General features: G+C 65.1%; 19 protein-coding genes. 14 read left to right on the plus strand and 5 right to left on the minus strand.

Annotated elements, in window-relative coordinates:
• The first annotated feature begins 2 nt into the window (after nucleotides 1-2).
• From FNV92_RS11780 to FNV92_RS11820, 9 genes are all read left to right on the plus strand, one after another.
• Nucleotides 3-1,415, plus strand: a complete 1,413-nt coding sequence (locus FNV92_RS11780; RefSeq protein WP_168213251.1) for a mannose-1-phosphate guanylyltransferase/mannose-6-phosphate isomerase — start codon at nucleotides 3-5, stop codon at nucleotides 1,413-1,415.
• Between the two features lie 182 nt (nucleotides 1,416-1,597).
• A complete protein-coding gene (locus FNV92_RS11785) occupies nucleotides 1,598-2,602 on the plus strand; it encodes a Gfo/Idh/MocA family protein (RefSeq protein ID WP_143840843.1) in 1,005 nt (334 codons plus the stop codon).
• A 9-nt stretch (nucleotides 2,603-2,611) separates the two neighbouring features.
• On the plus strand, nucleotides 2,612-3,799 hold the full coding sequence (locus FNV92_RS11790; protein ID WP_143840842.1) for a DegT/DnrJ/EryC1/StrS family aminotransferase: 1,188 nt from the start codon (nucleotides 2,612-2,614) through the stop codon (nucleotides 3,797-3,799).
• A 94-nt stretch (nucleotides 3,800-3,893) separates the two neighbouring features.
• A complete protein-coding gene (gene murJ, locus FNV92_RS11795) occupies nucleotides 3,894-5,420 on the plus strand; it encodes a murein biosynthesis integral membrane protein MurJ (protein ID WP_143840841.1) in 1,527 nt (508 codons plus the stop codon).
• A 263-nt stretch (nucleotides 5,421-5,683) separates the two neighbouring features.
• Nucleotides 5,684-6,082 (plus strand): DUF1127 domain-containing protein, encoded by a 399-nt coding sequence (locus FNV92_RS11800; RefSeq protein ID WP_143840840.1) that lies wholly within the window; start codon nucleotides 5,684-5,686, stop codon nucleotides 6,080-6,082.
• Between the two features lie 223 nt (nucleotides 6,083-6,305).
• The gene (locus FNV92_RS11805) at nucleotides 6,306-8,615 is read left to right on the plus strand and encodes a xanthine dehydrogenase family protein molybdopterin-binding subunit (protein WP_143840839.1); all 2,310 of its coding nucleotides are present in this window, start codon (nucleotides 6,306-6,308) and stop codon (nucleotides 8,613-8,615) included.
• 131 nt (nucleotides 8,616-8,746) lie between these two features.
• Entirely contained in the window at nucleotides 8,747-9,193 is a 447-nt protein-coding gene (locus FNV92_RS11810) for a c-type cytochrome (RefSeq protein ID WP_143840838.1), read from the plus strand.
• A gap of 265 nt (nucleotides 9,194-9,458) precedes the next feature.
• The gene (locus tag FNV92_RS11815; RefSeq protein WP_143840837.1) at nucleotides 9,459-10,742 is read left to right on the plus strand and encodes a cystathionine gamma-synthase family protein; all 1,284 of its coding nucleotides are present in this window, start codon (nucleotides 9,459-9,461) and stop codon (nucleotides 10,740-10,742) included.
• Nucleotides 10,743-10,888: 146 nt separating this feature from the next.
• Nucleotides 10,889-11,512 carry a class I SAM-dependent methyltransferase gene (locus FNV92_RS11820; protein WP_143840836.1) on the plus strand — a complete coding sequence of 208 codons (624 nt, stop codon included), beginning with the start codon at nucleotides 10,889-10,891 and terminating at the stop codon, nucleotides 11,510-11,512.
• An 87-nt stretch (nucleotides 11,513-11,599) separates the two neighbouring features.
• Here FNV92_RS11820 and FNV92_RS11825 read toward each other — a convergent pair whose 3' ends face one another.
• Nucleotides 11,600-12,016, minus strand: a complete 417-nt coding sequence (locus FNV92_RS11825; RefSeq protein WP_015684886.1) for a CHRD domain-containing protein — start codon at nucleotides 12,014-12,016, stop codon at nucleotides 11,600-11,602.
• Between the two features lie 153 nt (nucleotides 12,017-12,169).
• On the opposite strand from FNV92_RS11825, the gene FNV92_RS11830 reads away from it, so the two are divergent.
• Together FNV92_RS11830 and FNV92_RS11835 are read left to right on the plus strand one after the other, a co-directional pair.
• On the plus strand, nucleotides 12,170-13,099 hold the full coding sequence (locus tag FNV92_RS11830; protein ID WP_143840835.1) for a c-type cytochrome: 930 nt from the start codon (nucleotides 12,170-12,172) through the stop codon (nucleotides 13,097-13,099).
• Between the two features lie 179 nt (nucleotides 13,100-13,278).
• Nucleotides 13,279-14,865 (plus strand): nucleotidyltransferase family protein, encoded by a 1,587-nt coding sequence (locus FNV92_RS11835; RefSeq protein WP_143840834.1) that lies wholly within the window; start codon nucleotides 13,279-13,281, stop codon nucleotides 14,863-14,865.
• Here the strand turns inward: FNV92_RS11835 and FNV92_RS11840 are convergent.
• The 4 genes from FNV92_RS11840 to FNV92_RS11855 all read right to left on the minus strand — a co-directional run bounded on the left by FNV92_RS11840 (nucleotide 14,840) and on the right by FNV92_RS11855 (nucleotide 17,274).
• On the minus strand, nucleotides 14,840-15,520 hold the full coding sequence (locus FNV92_RS11840) for a glycosyltransferase family 2 protein (RefSeq protein WP_143840833.1): 681 nt from the start codon (nucleotides 15,518-15,520) through the stop codon (nucleotides 14,840-14,842). The two genes, FNV92_RS11835 and FNV92_RS11840, sit on opposite strands and share 26 nt — an antisense overlap.
• A gap of 6 nt (nucleotides 15,521-15,526) precedes the next feature.
• Nucleotides 15,527-16,516 (minus strand): hypothetical protein, encoded by a 990-nt coding sequence (locus FNV92_RS11845; RefSeq protein ID WP_143840832.1) that lies wholly within the window; start codon nucleotides 16,514-16,516, stop codon nucleotides 15,527-15,529.
• Nucleotides 16,506-16,940, minus strand: coding sequence for a PqqD family protein (locus FNV92_RS11850; RefSeq protein ID WP_143840831.1), 435 nt, complete (start codon nucleotides 16,938-16,940; stop codon nucleotides 16,506-16,508). The genes FNV92_RS11845 and FNV92_RS11850 overlap by 11 nt, the downstream gene beginning before the upstream one ends.
• 88 nt (nucleotides 16,941-17,028) lie before the next feature.
• Nucleotides 17,029-17,274 (minus strand): Lrp/AsnC ligand binding domain-containing protein, encoded by a 246-nt coding sequence (locus FNV92_RS11855; protein ID WP_015684892.1) that lies wholly within the window; start codon nucleotides 17,272-17,274, stop codon nucleotides 17,029-17,031.
• 155 nt (nucleotides 17,275-17,429) lie between these two features.
• Between FNV92_RS11855 and thiD the strand changes: the two genes are divergently transcribed.
• The 3 genes from thiD to FNV92_RS11870 all read left to right on the plus strand — a co-directional run bounded on the left by thiD (nucleotide 17,430) and on the right by FNV92_RS11870 (nucleotide 20,316).
• Nucleotides 17,430-18,230 (plus strand): bifunctional hydroxymethylpyrimidine kinase/phosphomethylpyrimidine kinase, encoded by an 801-nt coding sequence (thiD, locus tag FNV92_RS11860; protein WP_143840830.1) that lies wholly within the window; start codon nucleotides 17,430-17,432, stop codon nucleotides 18,228-18,230.
• Nucleotides 18,231-18,446: 216 nt separating this feature from the next.
• Nucleotides 18,447-19,259 carry a UDP-2,3-diacylglucosamine diphosphatase gene (locus FNV92_RS11865; RefSeq protein WP_143840829.1) on the plus strand — a complete coding sequence of 271 codons (813 nt, stop codon included), beginning with the start codon at nucleotides 18,447-18,449 and terminating at the stop codon, nucleotides 19,257-19,259.
• 13 nt (nucleotides 19,260-19,272) lie between these two features.
• Entirely contained in the window at nucleotides 19,273-20,316 is a 1,044-nt protein-coding gene (locus FNV92_RS11870; RefSeq protein ID WP_143840828.1) for a glycosyltransferase family 4 protein, read from the plus strand.
• The last annotated feature ends 19 nt before the right edge of the window (nucleotides 20,317-20,335 follow it).

The raw sequence follows: 20,335 nt of genomic DNA on the forward strand, positions 1-20,335 counted from the left end.
CGATGGACAAACGCATTATCCCCCTGATCATGTGCGGCGGTGCCGGCACGCGGCTGTGGCCGGCTTCGCGCGAGGTGCGCCCCAAGCAATTCCTGCCGCTGTTCGGCGCGCGCTCGACCTTCCAGGACACGCTGCTGCGCGTCTCGGATGCCTCGCTGTTCGATCGTCCTGTTATCATCACCAATGCGTCCTACCGCTTCATGGTGCTGGAGCAACTCGCCGAGATCGGCATCGAGGCCGACGTAATCCTCGAGCCGATGCGCCGCGATTCCGGCCCCGCGATCGCCGCAGGGGCGCTGTTCGCGCAGAACCGCGCCAGTGACGCCATCGTGCTCGCGCTTGCCGCAGACCACGTGGTGCAGGACAACGCCGCTTTCGTCGCGGCGTGCCGCGAGGGTCTCACCGCCGCGAGCGCCGGGCGCATTGTCACCTTCGGCGTCAAGCCGGAACGGCCGGCGACCGAATACGGCTATATCAGCCCCGGCGAGGTGATCTCAGGCACGGTGCATGCGGTCGCGCGCTTCGTCGAGAAGCCGGACGCGGTGAAGGCCGCCGACTACGTCAATTCGGGCTATCTGTGGAACAGCGGCAACTTCATGTTCCCGGCCACGCTCCTCCTCGACGAATACCGCAAGGTCGATGCGGGAAGCGTGGAGGCGGTTTCCAATGCGGTCGCCAACGCTGGCCGTGATCTCGGCTTCGTGACGCTGGAGCCGCAGGCGTTTGGCGCGGCAAAGGCGATCTCGATCGACTACGCGGTGATGGAGAAGACCTCGCGCGCGGCGGTCGTGCCGGTGGCCTGCGGCTGGTCCGACGTCGGATCCTGGCACGCAGTGTGGGAGCTGTCGGACAAGGACGCACAAGGCAACGCCTCGCATGGCGCTGCGGTGTTCGAAGACTCCCGCAACTGCAACGTCACCACCGATTCCGCGCTGGTCGCGCTCGAAGGCGTCGACGATCTCATAGTGGTCGCAACCGCCGATGCCGTGCTGGTCTCGCGCCAGAAGGATGCCAACGGCCTCAAGCGTCTCGTGACCAAGCTCAAGACGGTCGCACCGAAGGTCACTGAAGAGCATCTTAAGGTGCACCGGCCCTGGGGCAGCTACCAGTCCGTCGACAATGGCGAACGCCATCAGGTCAAGCGCATCGTGGTCAAGCCTGGTGGGCGGCTGTCGCTGCAGAAGCACCATCATCGTGCCGAGCACTGGATCGTGGTCCGCGGCGCGGCCCGGGTCACGGTCAACGAGACGGTCAAGACGGTGCACGAGAACGAGTCGATCTACATTCCGATGGGCGCGGTCCACCGGATGGAGAATCCCGGCAAGATCATGCTGGAACTCATCGAGGTCCAGACCGGAAGCTATCTCGGGGAAGACGACATCATACGGATTGAAGACGACTATCAAAGGTCGTAACCAGCACACTCCGAAGCACGACCTGGGCCGAAACAGGGGTATCTTTCAGCCACTTAAGGCCTGGGGAACGTGTAACTTTTTGAATCAAATCGTGTCCGGTCAGTCAGGCCGGCATTCGCCACAAATGTGGCGCCCGTGCTAGAAGCGGCGCGGGGATTTGCGGTGAATCGGGGTTTGCTCAGATGAGTTCCAAAGTTTCTGCACCGGCAAAGGCCGGCTTGCGCGTCGGCGTCATTGGCGCGGGCGTGATGGGCAGCAACCACGCGCGCGTGCTTGCGGGTCTTCCGGGCGTCAATCTCGTTGGCGTGGTCGATCCCTCGCCGGCGCACCTGACGCGCACCACCGAGCTTGCCAACTGCCAGGGCTTCGAGACGCTCGACCAGCTCCTCGCCGCCGGCGTCGATGCCGTCACCATTGCCGCGCCGACCCATCTGCATCACGAGGTCGCGCTCGCCTGCATCGCCAGGAACATCCACGTGCTGGTCGAGAAGCCGATCGCCTCCACGGTCGCGGAAGGCCGCGAGATCGTCACCGCTGCGCAAAAGGCCGGCGTGACGCTGATGGTAGGCCACGTCGAGCGCTTCAATCCCGCCGTCGCCGCCGTCAAGCAGGCGATCGCGGGCGAGGACATCCTGTCGATCGCGATCACGCGCGTCGGCCCGTTCCCGCCGCGCATGTCCAATGTCGGCGTCGTCATCGACCTCGCCGTGCACGACATCGATTTGATCCGCTGGTTCACCGAATCCGATATCGTCGAGGTGCAGCCGCAATTGTCGAGCGCGATCGCTGAGCGCGAGGACATCGCGCTGCTGCAGTTCCGCACCGCCAACGGCGTTCTCGCCCACATCAACACCAATTGGCTGACGCCGTTCAAGGCGCGTAGCGTCACGGTCGCGACCCGCGGCAAATACGTGATGGGCGATCTCTTGACGCGCCAGGTCACCGAGTGCTTCGGCTTCAAGCCCGACGGCAGCTATTCGATGCGGCATCTGCCGGTCGGCCATGACGAGCCGCTGCGTGCCGAGTTGATCGCGTTCCTCAGGGCCGTGCGCCACGGCGAGACGCCGGCGGTGACCGGCGACGAGGGCGTTGCCAGTCTCGAGATCGCCACGCAGTGCCTGGAAACGCCCTCGCGCCCCGCAGCCAATTCGGCTGCACGCAAGGGCCCGCGCCGCGTTGTCGGCTGATCCCTTTCCATGTCGACCACGCGAGAAGGCGCCAAGGACCAGGCCATGAACCAGCATCTGCGTTTCGATCCCATTCCCTTCATCGATGTCAGCTCGCAGCGCCGTCGGCTCGGCGCCTCGCTCGATGCCGCCGTCAAGCGCGTGCTCGACCACTGCCAGTTCGTCAACGGCCCTGAAGTCGCCGAGCTCGAGAAGCAGCTCGCGGCCTATTGCGGCGCCAAGCACGTCATCGCCTGCGCCAGCGGCACCGATGCGCTTCTGATGGTGCTGATGGCAAAGAATGTCGGCCCCGGCGATGCCGTGCTGTGTCCGTCCTTCACCTTCATCGCGACCGCCTCGCCGGCGGCCCGGACCGGAGCGACGCCCGTTTACGTCGACGTCGACGAAGCCACCTTCAACATGAGCCCGGAATCGCTGAAGCGTGGCATCGCGACCGCGCGGAAGGCCGGCCTGCGGCCTGTTGCGGTCATTCCCGTCGACCTGTTCGGACAGCCTGCCGATCACGATGCCATCGCCGAGATCGCCAGGGCCGAGGGCCTGTTCGTGCTCGACGACGCCGCGCAGGGTTTCGGCGCCAGCTACAAGGGCCGCAAGCTCGGCACCTTCGGGCTCGCCACCACGACCAGCTTTTTCCCCGCAAAACCGCTCGGCTGCTTCGGCGACGGCGGCGCGATCTTCACCGACGACGACGAACTCGCCGCGACGCTGCGCAGCATCCGCGTGCACGGGCAGGGCGTCGACAAATACGACAACGTCCGCCTCGGCCTGACCGGCCGGCTCGACACCATGCAGGCCGCGATCCTGCTCGAGAAGCTGACGATCTTCGACGACGAGATCGCCGCCCGCAACAAGGTCGCGGAGCGCTATGCGCGGGGGCTGTCGAACGTGGTGGCCGTGCCGCGTCTGGCGCCGGGCAATACCTCGGTCTGGGCGCAATACACCATCCGCCTGCCCGAGGGGATCGACCGCGACGGCTTCGCCGCCGCGCTGAAGGCCCAGGGCGTGCCGACCGCGATCTATTACGGCAAGTCGATGCACCAGCAGACCGCCTACAAGCAATATCCGGTCGCCGACGGCGGCCTGCCTGCTTGCGAGAGCCTGTCGCAGGACGTCATCAGCCTGCCGATGCACGCCTATTTGACCGAAGCCGATCAGGAGCGAATCATCGCCGCCGTGCGCGGCGCGATCGCGGGCTGATCTTTGCCCCTCTCTCCCGCAGGCGGGAGAGAGGGGGCAACCTTCCTCGTGGTTTGCACCTAGACCTGATCTCGCCATGCTCTAAAACAGACGCATGCTCGGACGCATCTTCACGGTTGGTGGTTACACGCTGCTCTCGCGGCTGACGGGATTTGCCCGCGACATCATGCTCGCGGCGATTCTCGGCGCCGGTCCCGTGGCCGACGCCTTTTTCGTGGCGCTGCGGCTGCCCAACCATTTCCGCGCGATCTTTGCCGAAGGCGCCTTCAACGCCGCCTGGGTGCCGGCGTATGCCCATGTCCATGGCGAGAAGGGCGAGGGGGCGGCAAAACTGTTCGCCGACCGCATCTTCACGCTGCTGCTGGCCTCGCAAGTCGTGCTGCTGATCGTGGCCTGGCTGTTCATGCCGCAGGCCATGAGCATTCTGGCGCCGGGCTTTTCCGAGGATGCCGAGCAGCGCAAGCTCGCGATCGAGCTGACCCGGATCACCTTTCCCTATCTGCTGCTGATCACGCTGGTGACGCTGTACGGCGGCATGCTCAACGTGATGCAGCGCTTTGCCAGCGCAGCCGCCGCCTCGATCTTCCTCAACGTCGCGATGATGATGACGCTGGCGCTGGCCGCCTGGTTTCCGACTGCGGGTCACGCCGCGGCCTGGGGCGTGCTGATCTCAGGCTTCCTGCAATATTTTCTGCTCGCGGGTGACCTCGCCCGCCATGGCGGCCTGCCGCGCTTCGCGCCGCTCAAGCTCGACGAAGACATCCGCGGCTTCTTCAAGGCGTTGGGACCGGCGACGCTGGGCTCGATGGGCACGCAGGTCGCGCTGTTCGCCGACACCATCATCGCGACCTTCCTGCCCGCGGGTGCGCTGTCGGCGCTCTATTACGCCGACCGCCTCAATCAACTGCCGATCGGCGTCATCGGCATCGCCATCGGCACGGTGCTGCTGCCGGAGATGTCGCGGCGGATCACGGCCAACGATCATGACGGTGCGATGAAGGCGCAGCGCCGCGCCTTCGATTTCACGCTGCTGTTCTCGATCCCGTTCGTGGCGGCCTTCCTCACCGTGCCCGACGAGATCATGCGCGCACTGTTCGCCCGCGGCGCGTTCTCGAAGGCCGACGCGGCTGCCGCAGGTGCGACGCTCGCGGCCTATGCCATCGGCCTGATTCCCTTCGTGCTGATCCGCAGCGCGGTCGCGACCTTCTACGCCCGCAAGGATACCGCAACGCCGGTGCGGGCGTCCCTGACCGGCATCGCCGTCAACGTCGCGCTCAAGGTCGCTCTGATGGGGTCGCTCGCCCAGATCGGCCTGGCGCTGGCCACCGCCGTCGGCGTCTGGACCAATCTGCTGATGGTGCTGTTCTTCGCCGTGCGGCGCGGGTTTCTCGTACTGGATCGCGCCTGGCTGCTGTCGCTCGCGAAATTCCTGCTGACAGGATTCGTCCTAGCTGTGAGCTTCTGGCTGATCGCGCGCATTAGCGCTGCGTCGCTGGCCTTGATGCACTTTCGCGATGAATTGACACTGGTCCTGCTGGCAGTCGGGGGCACAATCGTCTACGCGCTCGCGATCCTCATCTTGTTCGGCCGAAGCTGGCTAGTCTCGCTGGTGCGTGGTTAGGCGAAAAGCGATCTGCTCGCTTCCAGGATGTGGCCGATCTTCGCACATCTCTTGATTTTGCACGCTCGCCGTGCTATTCGCCCGTCATGATTAAATCGTCGCGCAAACTCAACTGCAACCACATGACCCGCTTCGGCTGGGCCGTGGGAGGAGTCGTGCGCTAGCAATTCGACGACGACATCTTTTCCACCAGGCCCCGCCGGCATCGGACGGGGCCTTTTGTTTGGCCACGCTCCCTGCCGGCACAACAGCAGGAGCGTGCGATGCCACCTCAACTGACGAACATTTCATCCGGGATTGGGGACGATGCCGCTCGGCGCGGCCTCACCCTCTCCATCGCGTCGGCGAAGAGCGCGGTCGACCAGGCCTTGGCAGCACGTCTCAAGGCGTCCGCTGCCGCGCTGGACGACGCCCTGTCGAAAAAGGATGCTGCCGGACCCAAGAGGGCGCCGACGCGAAGCATCTTGAGTTTCCTCAGACGATCCTGGAGCGCGCTTCGCGAGCAACGCCAGAGCCCTGGAGTTGCGTTGCAGGACCTGAGTGACAGGGGGCTGAGAGATATCGGTCTGACGCGTGGCGAGATCGACTACATCACGCCTGAACGCGCGATCGACGCGTTGAGAGATCGCGCCGCGGATATTTGGAGCCGTGGCGGGATGTAAGTGAGCCTGGCGGGGTGTTCTTCGCGGCCGATCCTTCGAGCCGCCCGCCTTTTGGCGGGCTGCTCAGGATGAGGTCTTGTTTGCGGCGCAATTCTGTATCCACAAGGGAGGGGGCGCGGCGCGTTCCCCGGCCTGCGACCCATGTGCATGGCTAAACCCGTTTGCCTTGCCAGTTTTTCCACGGCAATATGCCGGCAAAACAACCATAGGACGGGACAATACAATGGCGGCTCCCATCAAGTTCGGCGTTGGCCAAAGCGTGCTGCGCAAGGAGGATGACGCGCTCATCCGCGGCAAGGGCCGCTATACCGACGACTATGCGCCGCAGGCCGCGCTCCGCTGCCTGATGCTGCGCTCGCCGCACGCGCATGCCAGGTTCACCATCGATGCGAGCCGCGCCCGCACGCTGCCCGGCGTTGCGCTCATCCTGACCGCCGATGACGTCAAGGATCTCGGCGATCTGCCCTGCCTGTTCAATCTCGAAACCGAGCCGTTCAAAGGCCCGCCTTACCCCATTCTCGCCAAGGACGAGGTGCGTCATGTCGGCGACTCCATCGCCTTCGTCGTCGCCGAGACCATCGACCAGGCCCGCGACGCGATCGAGGCGATCGAAGTCAAGTGGACGACGCTGCCGGCGGTGACCGGCCTCGTCCACGCTGTGAAGAAAGGCGCGCCGCAGGTTTGGCCCGACAAGCCGGGCAATGTGCTGTTCGATGTTTCGATCGGCGACAAGAAGGCGACCGAAGCCGCCTTCGCCAAGGCGCATACGGTTGCCGAAATCGCCATCGTCAATCCGCGCGTGGTCGCAAGCTTCATGGAGACGCGGGCCGCGGTCTGCGAATACGACGCCAAGAATGATCATCTGACGCTGACGATCGGCAGCCAGGGCAGCCACCGGCTGCGCGATATCCTCTGCCAGAACGTGCTCAAGATCCCGACCGACAAGATGCGGGTGATCTGCCCCGATGTCGGCGGCGGGTTCGGCACGAAGCTGTTTCCCTATCGCGAATACGCTCTGCTCGCGGTCGCGGCAAAGCAACTGAAGAAAACGGTGAAATGGGCGGCCGACCGCACCGAGCATTTCATGGGCGACGCGCAGGGCCGCGACAACGTCACCACCGCCAGGATGGCGCTGACCGAGGACGGCAAATTCCTCGCGATGGATTGCGACCTGATGGGTGACATGGGCGCTTACCTCTCGACCTTCGGACCCTACATCCCGCATGGCGGCGCCGGCATGCTGCCGGGCCTGTACGACATCCAGGCCTTCCACTGCCGGGTGCGGACCGTCTTCACCAACAGTGTGCCGGTCGATGCCTATCGCGGTGCGGGCCGGCCCGAGGCGGCCTATGTGATCGAGCGGCTCGTAGACGCCTGCGCGCGAAAACTCGACATGACGCCGGACGCCATTCGCCGCAAGAATTTCATTCCGCCGAAGGCGCTGCCGTACAAGACCGCGACCGGCAAGGTCTACGATTCCGGCGACTTCGCCGCGCATCTGAAGCGCGCGATGGAGATCGCCGAGTGGAAGGAGTTTCCCAAGCGCGCCAAGGCGGCCAAGAAGCACGGCCTGATCCGCGGCATCGGTCTTGCGAGCTATGTCGAGGTCTGCGGCACCATGGGCGAGGAGACCGCCAATGTTCGGATGGATCCGAACGGCGACATCACCGTCCTGATCGGCACGCAGTCGAGCGGGCAGGGCCACCAGACCGCCTATGCGCAGATCGTCGCGGAGCAGTTCGGTGTTGCGCCCGAGCGCGTGCACGTCCATCAGGGTGACACCGCCATGATCGCAACGGGCCTCGGCACTGGCGGCTCGGCCTCGATTCCCTCTGGGGGAGTCAGTGTCGAGCGCGCCACGCGCGAGCTCGGCCAGAAGCTCAAGGACATCGCGGCGCAGGCGCTGGAAGCCAGCGCCGGCGACCTCGAGATCACCGACGGCATCGTGCGCATCGCCGGCACCGACCGTTCGATTTCGTTCGCCGATCTTGCCAAGCGGCCCGGCGCCGACCCGTCGAAACTGAACGCGAGCGCGACCTTCGCCAGCGCCGACGGCACCTATCCCAACGGCACACACGTCGCGGAAGTCGAGATCGATCCGGCCACCGGCATCATCAAGATCGTCAACTACGTGATCGTCGACGATTTCGGCAAGACGCTCAATCCGCTGCTGCTGGCGGGGCAGGTGCATGGCGGTGCCATGCAGGGCATCGGCCAGGCCTTGATGGAGCAGGTGGTCTATGGCGCGGGCGACGGCCAGCTCATCACCGCGACCTACATGGACTACGCGCTGCCGCGCGCGGCGGATGGTCCGGACTTCGTGTTCGAGACCAACAACATCCCCTGCACGACCAATCCGATGGGCGTGAAGGGGGCGGGCGAAGCGGGCGCGATCGGCTCCTGTCCGGCCATCGTCAACGCCATCGTCGACGGGCTCTGGCGCGAATACAAGATCGACCACATCGACATGCCGGCAACGCCGGAGCGGGTGTGGATCGCGATCAACGAGCACCATCGCCGTCACAGCCTGTAAGCCCAAGCTCGACCAAATAATCCCAAGTGCGACGATTTATCGTCGCACTTGGGATGGAATGAAGTCTGCCAAACGGTGTTGGCCCATTGAGGGGTCAGCACGATCCTGTCTTAGGGAAAGGGATTTTGCGAATGAAGCGAGTTTTGGTTGTCGGGGGCGCGCTGCTGCTCGGCATGGGCGCGGTGTGGGCGCAGCAGGACTCCGTCAAGGAGGCCCAGGCCCTCATGAAGGGCAACGGCAAGAACGCCGGCGCGGTGTCGGCGATGGTCAAGGGCGAGAAGCCCTACGACCAGGCCACCGTGGACAGCGCCCTGGCGCAGTTCGAGGATACCGCCAAGAAGCTGCCGAACCTGTTTCCGGCCAGCGCCAAGGGCGTGAAGCTCGACGGCGACTACAGCGCCTCGCCGAAGGTCTGGGAGGACAAGGCCGGCTTCGACGCCAAGGTCGCAAGCTTCGCCAAGGTCGTCGCTGAGGCCAAGGGCAAGATCAAGGATCTGGACTCGCTCAAGGCGAGTTTTCCCGCGGTCGGCAAGGAATGCGGCGGCTGCCATGAGACGTTCCGGGTGAAGAACGGCTGAGGGAACGGGCTACCGGGATCACGCAAGGGGCGGTTGCGAAAGCAGCCGCCTTTTTTGCTGACTTGGGCATCAGCCGGAACATCTGCGCGCAACTCAACAGGAATTCTGCTCGCAAGACCTGACGGATCGCCGTTGGAGCAGTTATCTTCACGTCAGCCGCCGCGTTGATGCGATCTGATGGATGCCGGTGCATCTCGCGCCTGACTGCCTCATGATGTCAGGAGTTCCGACACGTGGCGGGCACCTCAAGACAGCGAGACAGGCCATGGTCAAACCGTTCCCGTCGAAGACCCACATCGGCAACCATATGCTGCATCCGGAAACACTGATGCTGACCTATGGCTATGATCCGCAACTGTCGGAAGGCGCCATCAAACCCCCGGTGTTCCTGACCTCGACCTTCGTGTTCAAAACGGCCGATGACGGCCAGGACTTTTTCGATTTCGTCTCCGGCCGGCGCGAGCCGCCGGAAGGCATGGGCGCGGGCCTGGTCTATTCGCGCTTCAATCACCCCAACAGTGAGATCGTGGAGGACAGGCTCGCGATCTACGAGCGCACCGAAAGCTGTGTTCTGTTCGGATCCGGCATGGCGGCGATCTCGACCACGATTTTGGCGTTCGTCCGCCCCGGTGACGTCATCCTGCATTCTCAGCCGCTTTATGGCGGGACGGAAACCCTGCTGACGAACACGCTGGCGCGTCTGTCGATCGGCGCCGTCGGATTCGCCGATGGCATTGATGAAGCGGCGGTCAGTCATGCCGCGGAGGAGGCAATGCGCAAGGGCCGGGTCTCGATGATCCTGATCGAAACGCCGGCAAACCCGACCAATGGTCTGGTCGATATCGCGATGATCCGCCGCGTCGCCGATGCGATCGGCAAGAGCCAGGGACACACGCCGATCATCGCCTGCGACAATACGCTGCTCGGTCCCGTGTTTCAGCGGCCGATCGAGCACGGCGCGGACATTTCGCTGTATTCGCTGACCAAATATGTCGGCGGACATTCGGACCTGATCGCGGGCGCCGCGCTCGGTACGAAGGCCATCATGAAGGGCATCAAGCAGCTCCGCGGTGCCATCGGCACCCAGCTCGATCCGCATTCCTGCTGGATGATCAACCGGTCGCTCGAAACGCTGAGCCTGCGCATGGAAAAGGCCGATACCAATGCGCGTCTCGTGGCGGACTATCTGCGCGACCACCCCAAGGTGGCCAAGGTCCACTACCTCGGTCATCACGCGGAGGCCTCGCCCGCGGGGCGCGTGTTCGCACGGCAATGCCTTGGGGCGGGATCGACGTTCTCGTTCGACATCGCCGGCGGCAAGGCGGCGGCCGTGAAATTCCTCGACGCGCTGCAAATCCTCAAGCTGGCGGTGAGCCTTGGCGGAACGGAGTCGCTTGCGAGCCTGCCCGCCACCATGACCCATTCCGGCGTTCCCGCCGACATCCGTCAGAAAATCGGCGTGCTCGATTCCACCATCCGGCTGTCGATCGGCATCGAGCATCCGTCGGATCTGATCGCCGATCTCGCTCAGGCGCTGAACGCCGCCTAGCCCCGGTCGGAATTACCGACCCAAGGCGGACTTTCGGCAGATGTCCTGGTGAGGTAATCTGTCGCGGAGGGAGCAATAATGCAGACCGGTGGCACGATGATCGACGCCGCGCAGCCAGGCTTTGGGCTTTCAAGCTTGGGGCTTTCATGAACGATCCCTCCGCCCGGCTGGCGCAGCTTCGCGCGCGGGTTGTCGAGCTGGCGCGGGCCCAGGATCCCTACGCCCACATCTTTGCGGGCAAGGAGTTTCGGCGTGATTTTGTGGCCGGCCGCACGATGATCTGGAGCACGCTGTTTGGGGATATCCGCGATACGACGACCCGGGTGCTTGAGATCGGCTCCAAGGAGGGGCGATCCGCGCTGTTTTGGCTCGAGTTCTTCGCGCGCGCGCATCTCACCTGCGTCGACCTCTTCCGTGAGGACGATGCCGGGCGCTTCGACCGCAACCTTGCCGCTTATGGCCCGCGCCTACGCAAGATGGTGGGTACCTCGATCAAGGCGCTCGGCAGCTTGCGCGAGGAGAACGCGGTGTTCGATTTCATCTATGTCGACGGCAGCCATCAGCGTGACGACGTGATGATCGACTGCCTCGGGGCCTGGCGCCTGCTGCGCGAGGGCGGCGTGATGCTGATGGACGACTACACCTGGATGCCGGACAGTCCCGACGCCGAACGCGTCGCGCCCGCCGTGGACACCTTCCTGGCCTGGCATGGCGATGCCGAAGTAATTCTCAAGAGCCATCAGGTCGCGGTGCGGAAGCGTTCCGCCTGAGACGTTTAACGTCAGTCTGGCTGGAAACGAAAAGGCCGGACGCTCCCTCGTGCATCCGGCCTTTCCTCGACGAAGCGGCGTTGTCGCTTACTTCGTCACCTGACCGCGGATCTCGCCGCCCGGATTGGCCGCGGTGTGGATGTTGATGTAGAGCTTGCCGGCGAGCAGATCGGCGGCCTGCGCGTCGGTCAGCGTCGCCGAGCCCTCGGCCGGGCTGGACGTCGCGTTCGGGATCGCGACCGCGACGCCGGCGTTCTTGCCGGCCTCGGCCGGCCCGTGGAAGTGGGCGGCCGTGGCAGGGCCGGACAGGCCGGAATAGCTGAGCTTCCAGGACAGCTTCTTGCTGGCGGCGTCATAGTCCAGATCGGCGGTTCCGGTGCCGCTGCTGGTGGTGGCCGGCACCTCGGACTTGCCGTCGAGCGTAGCTTTCAGCTTCTCGGCGCTGGCGGCCCCCGCAAAAGCAGCGGCGCCGAGCGCGACCATGGCGATGACGGTCTTGTTCATGACATTCTCCCTGTGACCTCGTTGGACGGTCAAACTTCCCAACAGTGGCCGTTTCAGTTTATTCCCGTTTCCGCGTGAGGCGGGCTAAATTCTTCGTGGCTGGAGCCGCGCGGACATCGGCCATAAGTTCGTTTCAACGCGTGGATGGACTGAATGTTGCAACGAACAATTATGGCGGCGCTGCTGGCTGCGGTCGCTGCCGCCGGCGTCTATTCGTGGCTGAGCGCGCCCGTGGTGGCGGTTATCGGCGCCGCGCCCGCCTATAAGCCCAATCTCGCCAACGGCGAGATCATCTTCAACGCCGGCGGCTGTGCCTCGTGCCATGCCGTCCCCGACCAGCCCGACCGCACCAGGCTCGGGGGCGGTGTCGCGATCAAGTCGCCGTTCGGAACGTTCTACGCACCCAACATCTCCTCCGATCCGACTGACGGCATCGGCAAGTGGACCGACACGGATTTTGTCAACGCGGTGATGCACGGGGTCTCCCCTGGCGGACAGCATTATTTTCCGGCGTTTCCCTACACCTCCTATCAGCACGCGAGGCGCGAAGACGTTCTCGACCTCTTCGCCTATCTGAAGACGCTGCCGGCCGTTGCAGGCAAAGTGCGTGACCACGACGTGAGCTTTCCGTTCAACATCAGGCGCAATGTCGGCATCTGGAAATTTCTGTTCATGGACGGCAAGCCGTTCGTCGCCGACGGCACGAAGTCGTCGCAATGGAATCGGGGCGCCTATCTCGTCAACAGCTTTGGTCATTGCGCCGAGTGCCACAGTCCGCGCAATGCGCTCGGCGGCATCATCTCGGGCGAGCGTTTTGCCGGCGGGCCCAATCCCGAAGGCGAGGGCTGGGTGCCCAACATCACCCAAAAACGCCTCGGCGAGTGGAGCGCGAAGGATCTTGCCTATTTCCTCAGGAACGGCGAATTGCCCGACGGTGACAGCGTCGGCGGCGCGATGACGCGTGTGATCAAGAACACGTCGCAATTGTCGGATGAGGACCTTGCAGCGATGGCGGACTACCTCAAATCGCTGCCGCCGGTGGACGGTCCGCCGCGGCCGAAACGCAAGGAGGGCGGCGCCTGACGCAGGCCTTGCCCGATTGACACTTGGTGATCGCGCCCGCATCCTTTGCTCTCGGTTGAGAACTGGAAGTACGTGACGATGAGGTGTCGAGTTCTTTCGCGTGTGCGGCTGATCGTTTCGACGCGTGGTTTCGACGGGCCCGAACGAAGCCGGCCTCGCATCTCAACCGTTCGGTTGAGATGACATCCAAGCTGTCCGCCGCGCTGAAGCCGCGCTTTCTGATGCTGTTCCGGGCCGCGCTCGGACAGGGACAGACCGCAATCGACGCCTACCAGGCCTGGCGCGCGTCAGAACCGCTCGATGCGGCCGACGAGGTCGTCTACCGGACCATGCCGCTGCTGGTTGCCACCGCCGACAAGGCCGGAATTACCGACGCCGACACCAGGCGGATGCGCGGCGTCGTCAAGCATGTCTGGCTGTCGAACGCGACGCGGGTCCGCGACGTCGTCGCGGCCAGCGCGGCGCTGGAGCAAGCCGGCATCGCCTCGCTGCTGATCAAGGGCGGGGCCTTGTTCGCGCGAGACGAGAGCTACATGGCCAAGCGCATGACCGGAGATTACGATCTCCTGGTCCGACGCACCCAGGCGAAACGTGCCATCGACGTGCTGCGGCAGGCCTCGTTCCGCAGCCAAGGCATGAAGGTCGAGCTGTTCTTGGAATCCGATTTCGACCGCGACATCCACGCGGTCGCGATGTCGCGGGCCGGTTTCAGCCGGTCCATCGACCTGCATTGGCGCGCGCTGTTCTGGCTCGAGGACGAGAGCCTGACCGAGGAGCTGTTCAGCACCGCCGAGACGGCGACGCTGCTGACGCACGAGGTGCTGATCCCCGGGCTTGCCGAGCATCTGGCGATCGCGGCGATGCGCCCGGAGCCGGCCGATCAGAGCGAGATGGTCTCCCGGGCACTCGAGGTCGTGCATGTTCTGGAGAGCGCCGGCGGCAAGGTCGACTGGGATCGTTTCCGTTCGATCGTGACGCGCTACGATGGCAGCCTGTTCGCGGCGCAATTGCTCGACGTCGTCGCGCGCGAGATGCCGGAGCTCGTGCCGGACGGTCTGGTCGATGAGTTGTGGCGCTACAGCCCGCCCGGGAAGTCCGTCGAGATCGCCATTCGCGCGGTACCGCGAGCGCAGCGCTCGCAATGGCAGCACTTCTGGGTCGCCTTCTTCGCGGCCCTGCGCGCGCAGTTCAAGGGCCCGTTCCGGGGCAGGGATTGGCTGAGGCTGCCGGGCGCTGCCGCCGCGGCGTTCGATGCCAGTGCCGTGCATTTTCCCCTGTTTCGGGATGCGATTCTGAAGCGGGTCTGGCAGCGGGCGGCGCGCGTGCCACATCCTCTGCAAGGCAAGGACGTCTGGTTCGGGCAGGGGTTCTCGATTCCGGAGGACGAGGGACGCTGGACCGATCAGCAGTTCGCGGTCATCGGCGTGCCGGTCGACGGACAATCGCAGGGGTTCGCCGACGTCGAGCTCGCGGTGATCCCGTTCCTGCCGCCGGGCACGGAGCGCTTTCGCTTCGCCGCCTATGCCGGCGGCGAGGTGCTGCAGGTCACCACCGGGCGCAAGGATCCGATGCCGTTCAGGGTCGCCCTGAAGGCGAACATCGTCGGCAAGGACAAGCGCAAGATCGTCGTCGCGCTGCGGATGCGGGACATGCGTCGCCCGATGGACATCGGCCATTCGATCGACCACCGCCTGCTCGGATTGTTCGTGAAATCGGTGTCGGTCAACGGCGTGCCGGTGTTCACTCCGGCGGGCGCTGCGCCTTGATGGCCTTGCGCAGCGCCATCAGCGTCTGGAGATTTTGAGCTTCCGTATGGAGGCGGCCGCCATTGCCGGGATGCAGCCGGCGGCGGACGACGATGTCGTCGACATGCGCGGTTTTGAGCCCGCCCTGCTTGGCGCGGCCGAGCCAGGCGATGAAGAAGGTCGCGGGCAGCGTCTGGTCGAACGCGCCGATCCGCATCAAGGCGGCGCGCCGGATCAGCATGCATTGCTTCAGCTCGCCGGGCATGATCTCGACGGCCGGAGTGAGGCGCGCGCGCTGCTGCTCCGGCACGTCGGGGCTGAGGAATTGCTGCACCTTGCCGAAGACGGCGTCGAGCTCGCCATCGCGTTCGAGCCGCGCCAATTGGAGCTCCTGCTTGCGCGCCGTCCAGAGATCGTCCGCATCGCAGAAGCCGATCAGCTCACCGCGCGCCAGCGCGAGGCCCTTGTTGACGGCGACGGCCTGGCCGCTGTTTCCTTGCGTGAGCGCGACGATGCGGCCGCCGAAGCGGTCGAGAACGCCGCGCGTGCCGTCGGTGGATCCATCGTCGATGACGATGACCTCGTCGGGCGGGACCGTCTGGCCGAGCACGCTCTCGATCGCCTCGGCGATGTAGTCTTGCGCGTTGTAGGCGGCGATGACGACGGAGACGCGCATGCGGCCTCAGAGCTGGTCGAGCTGGCGGCCGAACGCCGGGGGAATCTCCATCGGCGCGGTGCCGGTGTCGGCGAAGAACACCGGCCCAAGGCCAGCGATCTTCGCGACCTTGTCGGCAATTTCGTTCGGCCATCCCGGCAGTTCGTAGGCCGTGGTCGGCAGCAGCGCACGAAACGCATCCGACGGCCTGGCCGGGGTGAATTCGGGCATCGCTGCGCCGCGCCGGCGGGGGATGAAGGTCGCGCGCAATCTGCCGCCGCCGATGCGGTCACCGAGATCGGCGAGGCTGAGCTCATGGCGCGGCTCGCCGTTGAAGTCGGAGACCGCCGTGGTCTTGCCGATGAAGTCTTGAAACGTATCGATCAGGGCAGGGCGCAGCCGCGCCGAGCAGAACAGCGGCTCGATCTCGCCGGTCGCGCTGTTGACCGCAACGAAGTCGTCGCCCGCGTAAAGCCAGCCGGCCTTGGCGCAGGCCAGCGCCGCGGTGGTCTTGCCGCTGTGGCCTTCGCCGGCGAGCAGCGTGAAGCCCGCGTCGCCGCCCACGGCCGCGGCATGGACCGCGCACCAGGGCGTCTCGTGCATCATCGCATGGATCAGCGAGATCGCGGGACGGCTGCGAATCCAGGGCGGCGCCTCGCCCTTCGGCAGCCAGGCGATGCCGCGCCTTGCCGCAAGGTCGACCGCGTACAGCACGGGAATGACGGCGGGCTGCCACACCGAATAGACGCCGTCCTCGATCAAGAGGCGCGGCTTCTCGGCGGCGTCCGGCACCAGCGCGGAGAGATCGTGATGATCAGCGGTGATGAAGCGCAGGTCGAGATCGATATGGCCCGACGTGCTCTGGATGTAGGCCGGCAGGAACATGCCGGCCAATTCCTGTGATGCAAATCCGAGGCGCAAGCCGAACGGGCCGCAGCGCGCGTGCGCCTCGACCGGCTCCGATGTCCTGGCGAAGATCTTCGCGATCTCCCGCCGGATGAAGCCGCTAGCTTTCATTGGTCTCGCGCAGCGGCCAGCCCTGCTCGCCGGCGTCGTGCACGGGATCCATCAGCAACAGCTCCCGCAGATTGTCGAAGCGCTGGAATTCCGGGGCGACGAATGCGCCCGCCAGGACCGGCGACCAAGTCTCCATGGAGGTCTCGCTACGCGCCTCGGGGGTGCCCTCGGCGATGAGGCCTTCCGCCAGCATGCTGTCGACGAAAGCCTGCACCTGTCGTGTGATGGAGGGCACATCGCCGCCGGTCGCTGCGGCGAGGGCGCCGGCAATTTCCTCAACCGTTCGGTTGACATTCAGGCCGAGCCAGATTTGCGCGGCGCTGCCGTCGAGGTTGTAATAGACGCCGTTCTGATAGTTGGCGAGCACCACTTCACTATCAAATTGCTGGCTGATCAGCAGCGGCACCGACGTGGTGAGAGCCATGACTTGCTCGGTACTCGGTTCATTTCCAGTGGCTGGACGCTAGCACAGGCGAGCGGAGGCGCAACCTGCGCCCGGCGTGAATTCCGGGTCACTTGGCGCCAAAAGCCTTGAAGGTGATGATGGTGAGCGTGTCCTGAATGCCAGGCAGCACCTGCACCTTCTCGTTGATGAAGTGACCAATGTCGGTGTCGTTGTCGACGTAGAACTTCACCAGCAGGTCGTAATGGCCGGCCGTGGAGTAGATTTCGGAGGCGATCTCGGCTTCGGCGAGCGCATTGGCGACCGTATAGGACTGGCCGAGCTTGCATTTGATCTGGACGAAGAAAGGAACCATTGCAGTCACTCCGAAGGCGTATCTGGCCGCTAATAGGCCAAAACCGGCCGGATTTAGCAAGCGAACTTGCTGCCCCCGGGCGCAGGCGAACTTGCTGCCCCGGGGTCCGCGCGCTAGGTGTGGATCATGGCCCTGAAACATCGGAAATTCGCCTCATGACGACGCCCGTGGCGCTCACCATCGCCGGCTCCGATTCGAGCGGCGGCGCCGGCATCCAGGCCGACCTGAAGACCTTTGCCGCGCTCGGCGTCTATGGCGCCTCCGCCATCACGGCGCTGACGGCGCAGAATACGCGGGGCGTGACCGGCATTCACGCCGTGCCGGCGGAGTTCGTCGCCGCGCAGATCGATGCGGTGTTCTCCGATCTCGAGGTCGGCGCGGTGAAGATCGGCATGGTGGCGCAGGCCACCAGCATCGACGCGATCGCGGCCGCGCTGTCGCGCTGGACTCCCCGCCACATCGTGCTCGATCCCGTGATGGTCGCAACCTCCGGCGACCGCCTGCTGGCGTCGGAGGCCGTGGAAGCGCTGCGCACGAAGCTGATGCCGCTTGCCTCGGTGATCACGCCCAACCTGCCGGAAGCCGCGGCTCTGCTCGACGAGCCGATTGCGACAAGCGAGGCCGGGATCGAGAGCCAGGGGCGCCGCCTGCTCGCGCTCGGCTGTCGCGCGGTGCTGATCAAGGGCGGGCACGGCGAGGGCGCCGAGAGCATCGACTATCTCGTTGATGCGGAGGCGACGATCGCGCTCGCCGCGCCGCGCGTCGCGACCCGAAACACCCATGGCACGGGATGCTCACTGTCCTCGGCGGTCGCGGCGGGGCTTGCCAGAGGCGAGGATCTCGAGCGCGCCGTGCGCAACGCCAAGGCCTGGATCAGCGCGGCGATTGCGGCCGCCGATCGCTTCAGCGTCGGTCACGGCCACGGACCGGTCCACCATTTCCACAAGTTTTACTGACGTCGGCTGCGCGCGGTGCGGCGGCTACCGCCGTTAACCACCGAGGCCGCGTCTCCCGAGCTCTTGCGGACAATCATTGCCGCTTCATGTCGCCTGATTGTCGCATGCGACTGATATTCGCAGGACGGGCGAGGCGAGGTTTGATTCGTATCCGAGGGTGCCTCAGAGGTTCAATGGTCATCCCCCTGTCACGGGATATTGTTACAGGCATGTCGCATGGGAAGTTACGATATGAGTGACGAGAGCCCTGAAAGGCGCTTTCGCACCTTGTTCATCTCCGATGTTCATCTCGGAGCCCGCGGTTCTCAGGCCGACCTTCTGCTGGACTTCCTGCGCTACCACGACGCCGATACGATCTATCTCGTCGGCGACATCGTCGATGGTTGGGCGCTGAAATCGAGCTGGCACTGGCCGCAATCGCATAACGACCTCGTCCAGAAGCTGCTGCGCAAGGCGCGCAAGGGCGCCAAGATCATCTACATCCCCGGCAATCACGACGAATTTCTGCGCAACTATTACGGCACGCATTTCGGCGGCATCGACGTGGTCGAGAACACCGTCCACACCGGCCCGGACGGCAAGCGCTACCTCGTCATCCACGGCGACATCTTCGACCTCGTGGTGCAGAACGCGCGCTGGCTCGCCCATCTCGGCGACAAGGCCTACGACTTCGCGATCCAGATGAATCGCTTCGTCAATTTCTTCCGGCGCATGTTCAAGGTGCCCTATTGGTCGCTGTCGCAATGGGCCAAGCAGAAGGTCAAGAACGCCGTCAACTACATTGGCGCGTTCGAGCAGGCGCTCGCGGCCGAAGCGCGCCGCCACGACGCCGACGGGGTGATCTGCGGCCACATCCACTACGCCGTCATCCGCGACGAGGCCGGCATCCGCTACATGAATTGCGGCGACTGGGTCGAGAGCTGCACCGCGCTGGTCGAGCACGACGACGGTCATTTCGAGATCATCACCTGGGCGGATCACGCGCAAAAGCCTGCGGCCGTTCCGCAGGTGGCAGCCAGAGCTGCATGACGGAGGCCGCCTGATGCGCATCCTGGTCGCGACCGACGCCTGGCACCCGCAAGTCAACGGTGTGGTTCGGACGCTGACCAAGCTTGCTGATGCGGCCGAGGCGCTCTGCGTCGAATTCACGTTCCTGACGCCGCAATCGTTCCGCACGTTCGCGATGCCGAGCTATCGCGATGTGCGGCTCGCGATGCCGCGGCCGGCCAGGATCGTAGAGCTGATCGAGGAGGCGCGCCCCGACAGCATCCATATCGCGACCGAAGGGCCGATCGGCCTGATGGTCCGCCGCTATTGCCGCCAGCGCAAGCTGCCGTTCACGACCAGCTTCCATACGCGTTTCCCCGAATATATCCGCGCCCGGGTGCCGGTTCCGGAATCCCTGATCTGGCGCGCGCTGCGCCGATTCCATGCGCCCAGCCGGGCGGTGATGGCGGCAACGCCGGCGCTCGCCCGCGAGCTTGGCGAGCGCGGCTTTGCCAACGTCGTGCTCTGGCCGCGCGGCGTCGACACTCATTTGTTCCATCCTCGCGCCATCGATCTCTGCCTCCCGGCACCGGTGTTCCTCTCGGTCGGCCGCGTCTCGGTCGAGAAGAATCTCGAGGCGTTCCTCGATCTCGACCTGCCCGGCACCAAGGTGGTCGTCGGCGACGGCCCGGCGCGCGTGGCGCTGGAGGAAGCCTATCCGGATGCGATCTTCCTCGGGCAAAAGCACGGCGAGGAACTGGCGGATATCTATGCTGCGGCCGACGTGTTCGTGTTCCCGAGCAAGACCGACACCTTCGGCCTGGTTCTGCTGGAAGCGCTCGCCAGCGGCCTGCCGGTGGCTGCCTTCCCGGTGAAAGGCCCCCGCGACGTGATCGGCGATGCGCCGGTCGGGGCGCTGGATCACGATCTGCGCAATGCCTGCTTCGCCGCGCTCGACATCTCCCGGCAAGACTGCGTGGAGTTCGCCGCCGACTACACCTGGGAGGCGTCGGCGAGGGCCTTTGTCGACAGCATCAAGGCGGTGGGCGCGGTGCTGCCCGGCCGAAACGACGCGGAACAGCCACGCTTCGTCGCCTGAGGGACAAATTCCTCTCGCG

This window comes from Bradyrhizobium cosmicum, from assembly GCF_007290395.2.
Classification (GTDB): domain Bacteria; phylum Pseudomonadota; class Alphaproteobacteria; order Rhizobiales; family Xanthobacteraceae; genus Bradyrhizobium; species Bradyrhizobium cosmicum.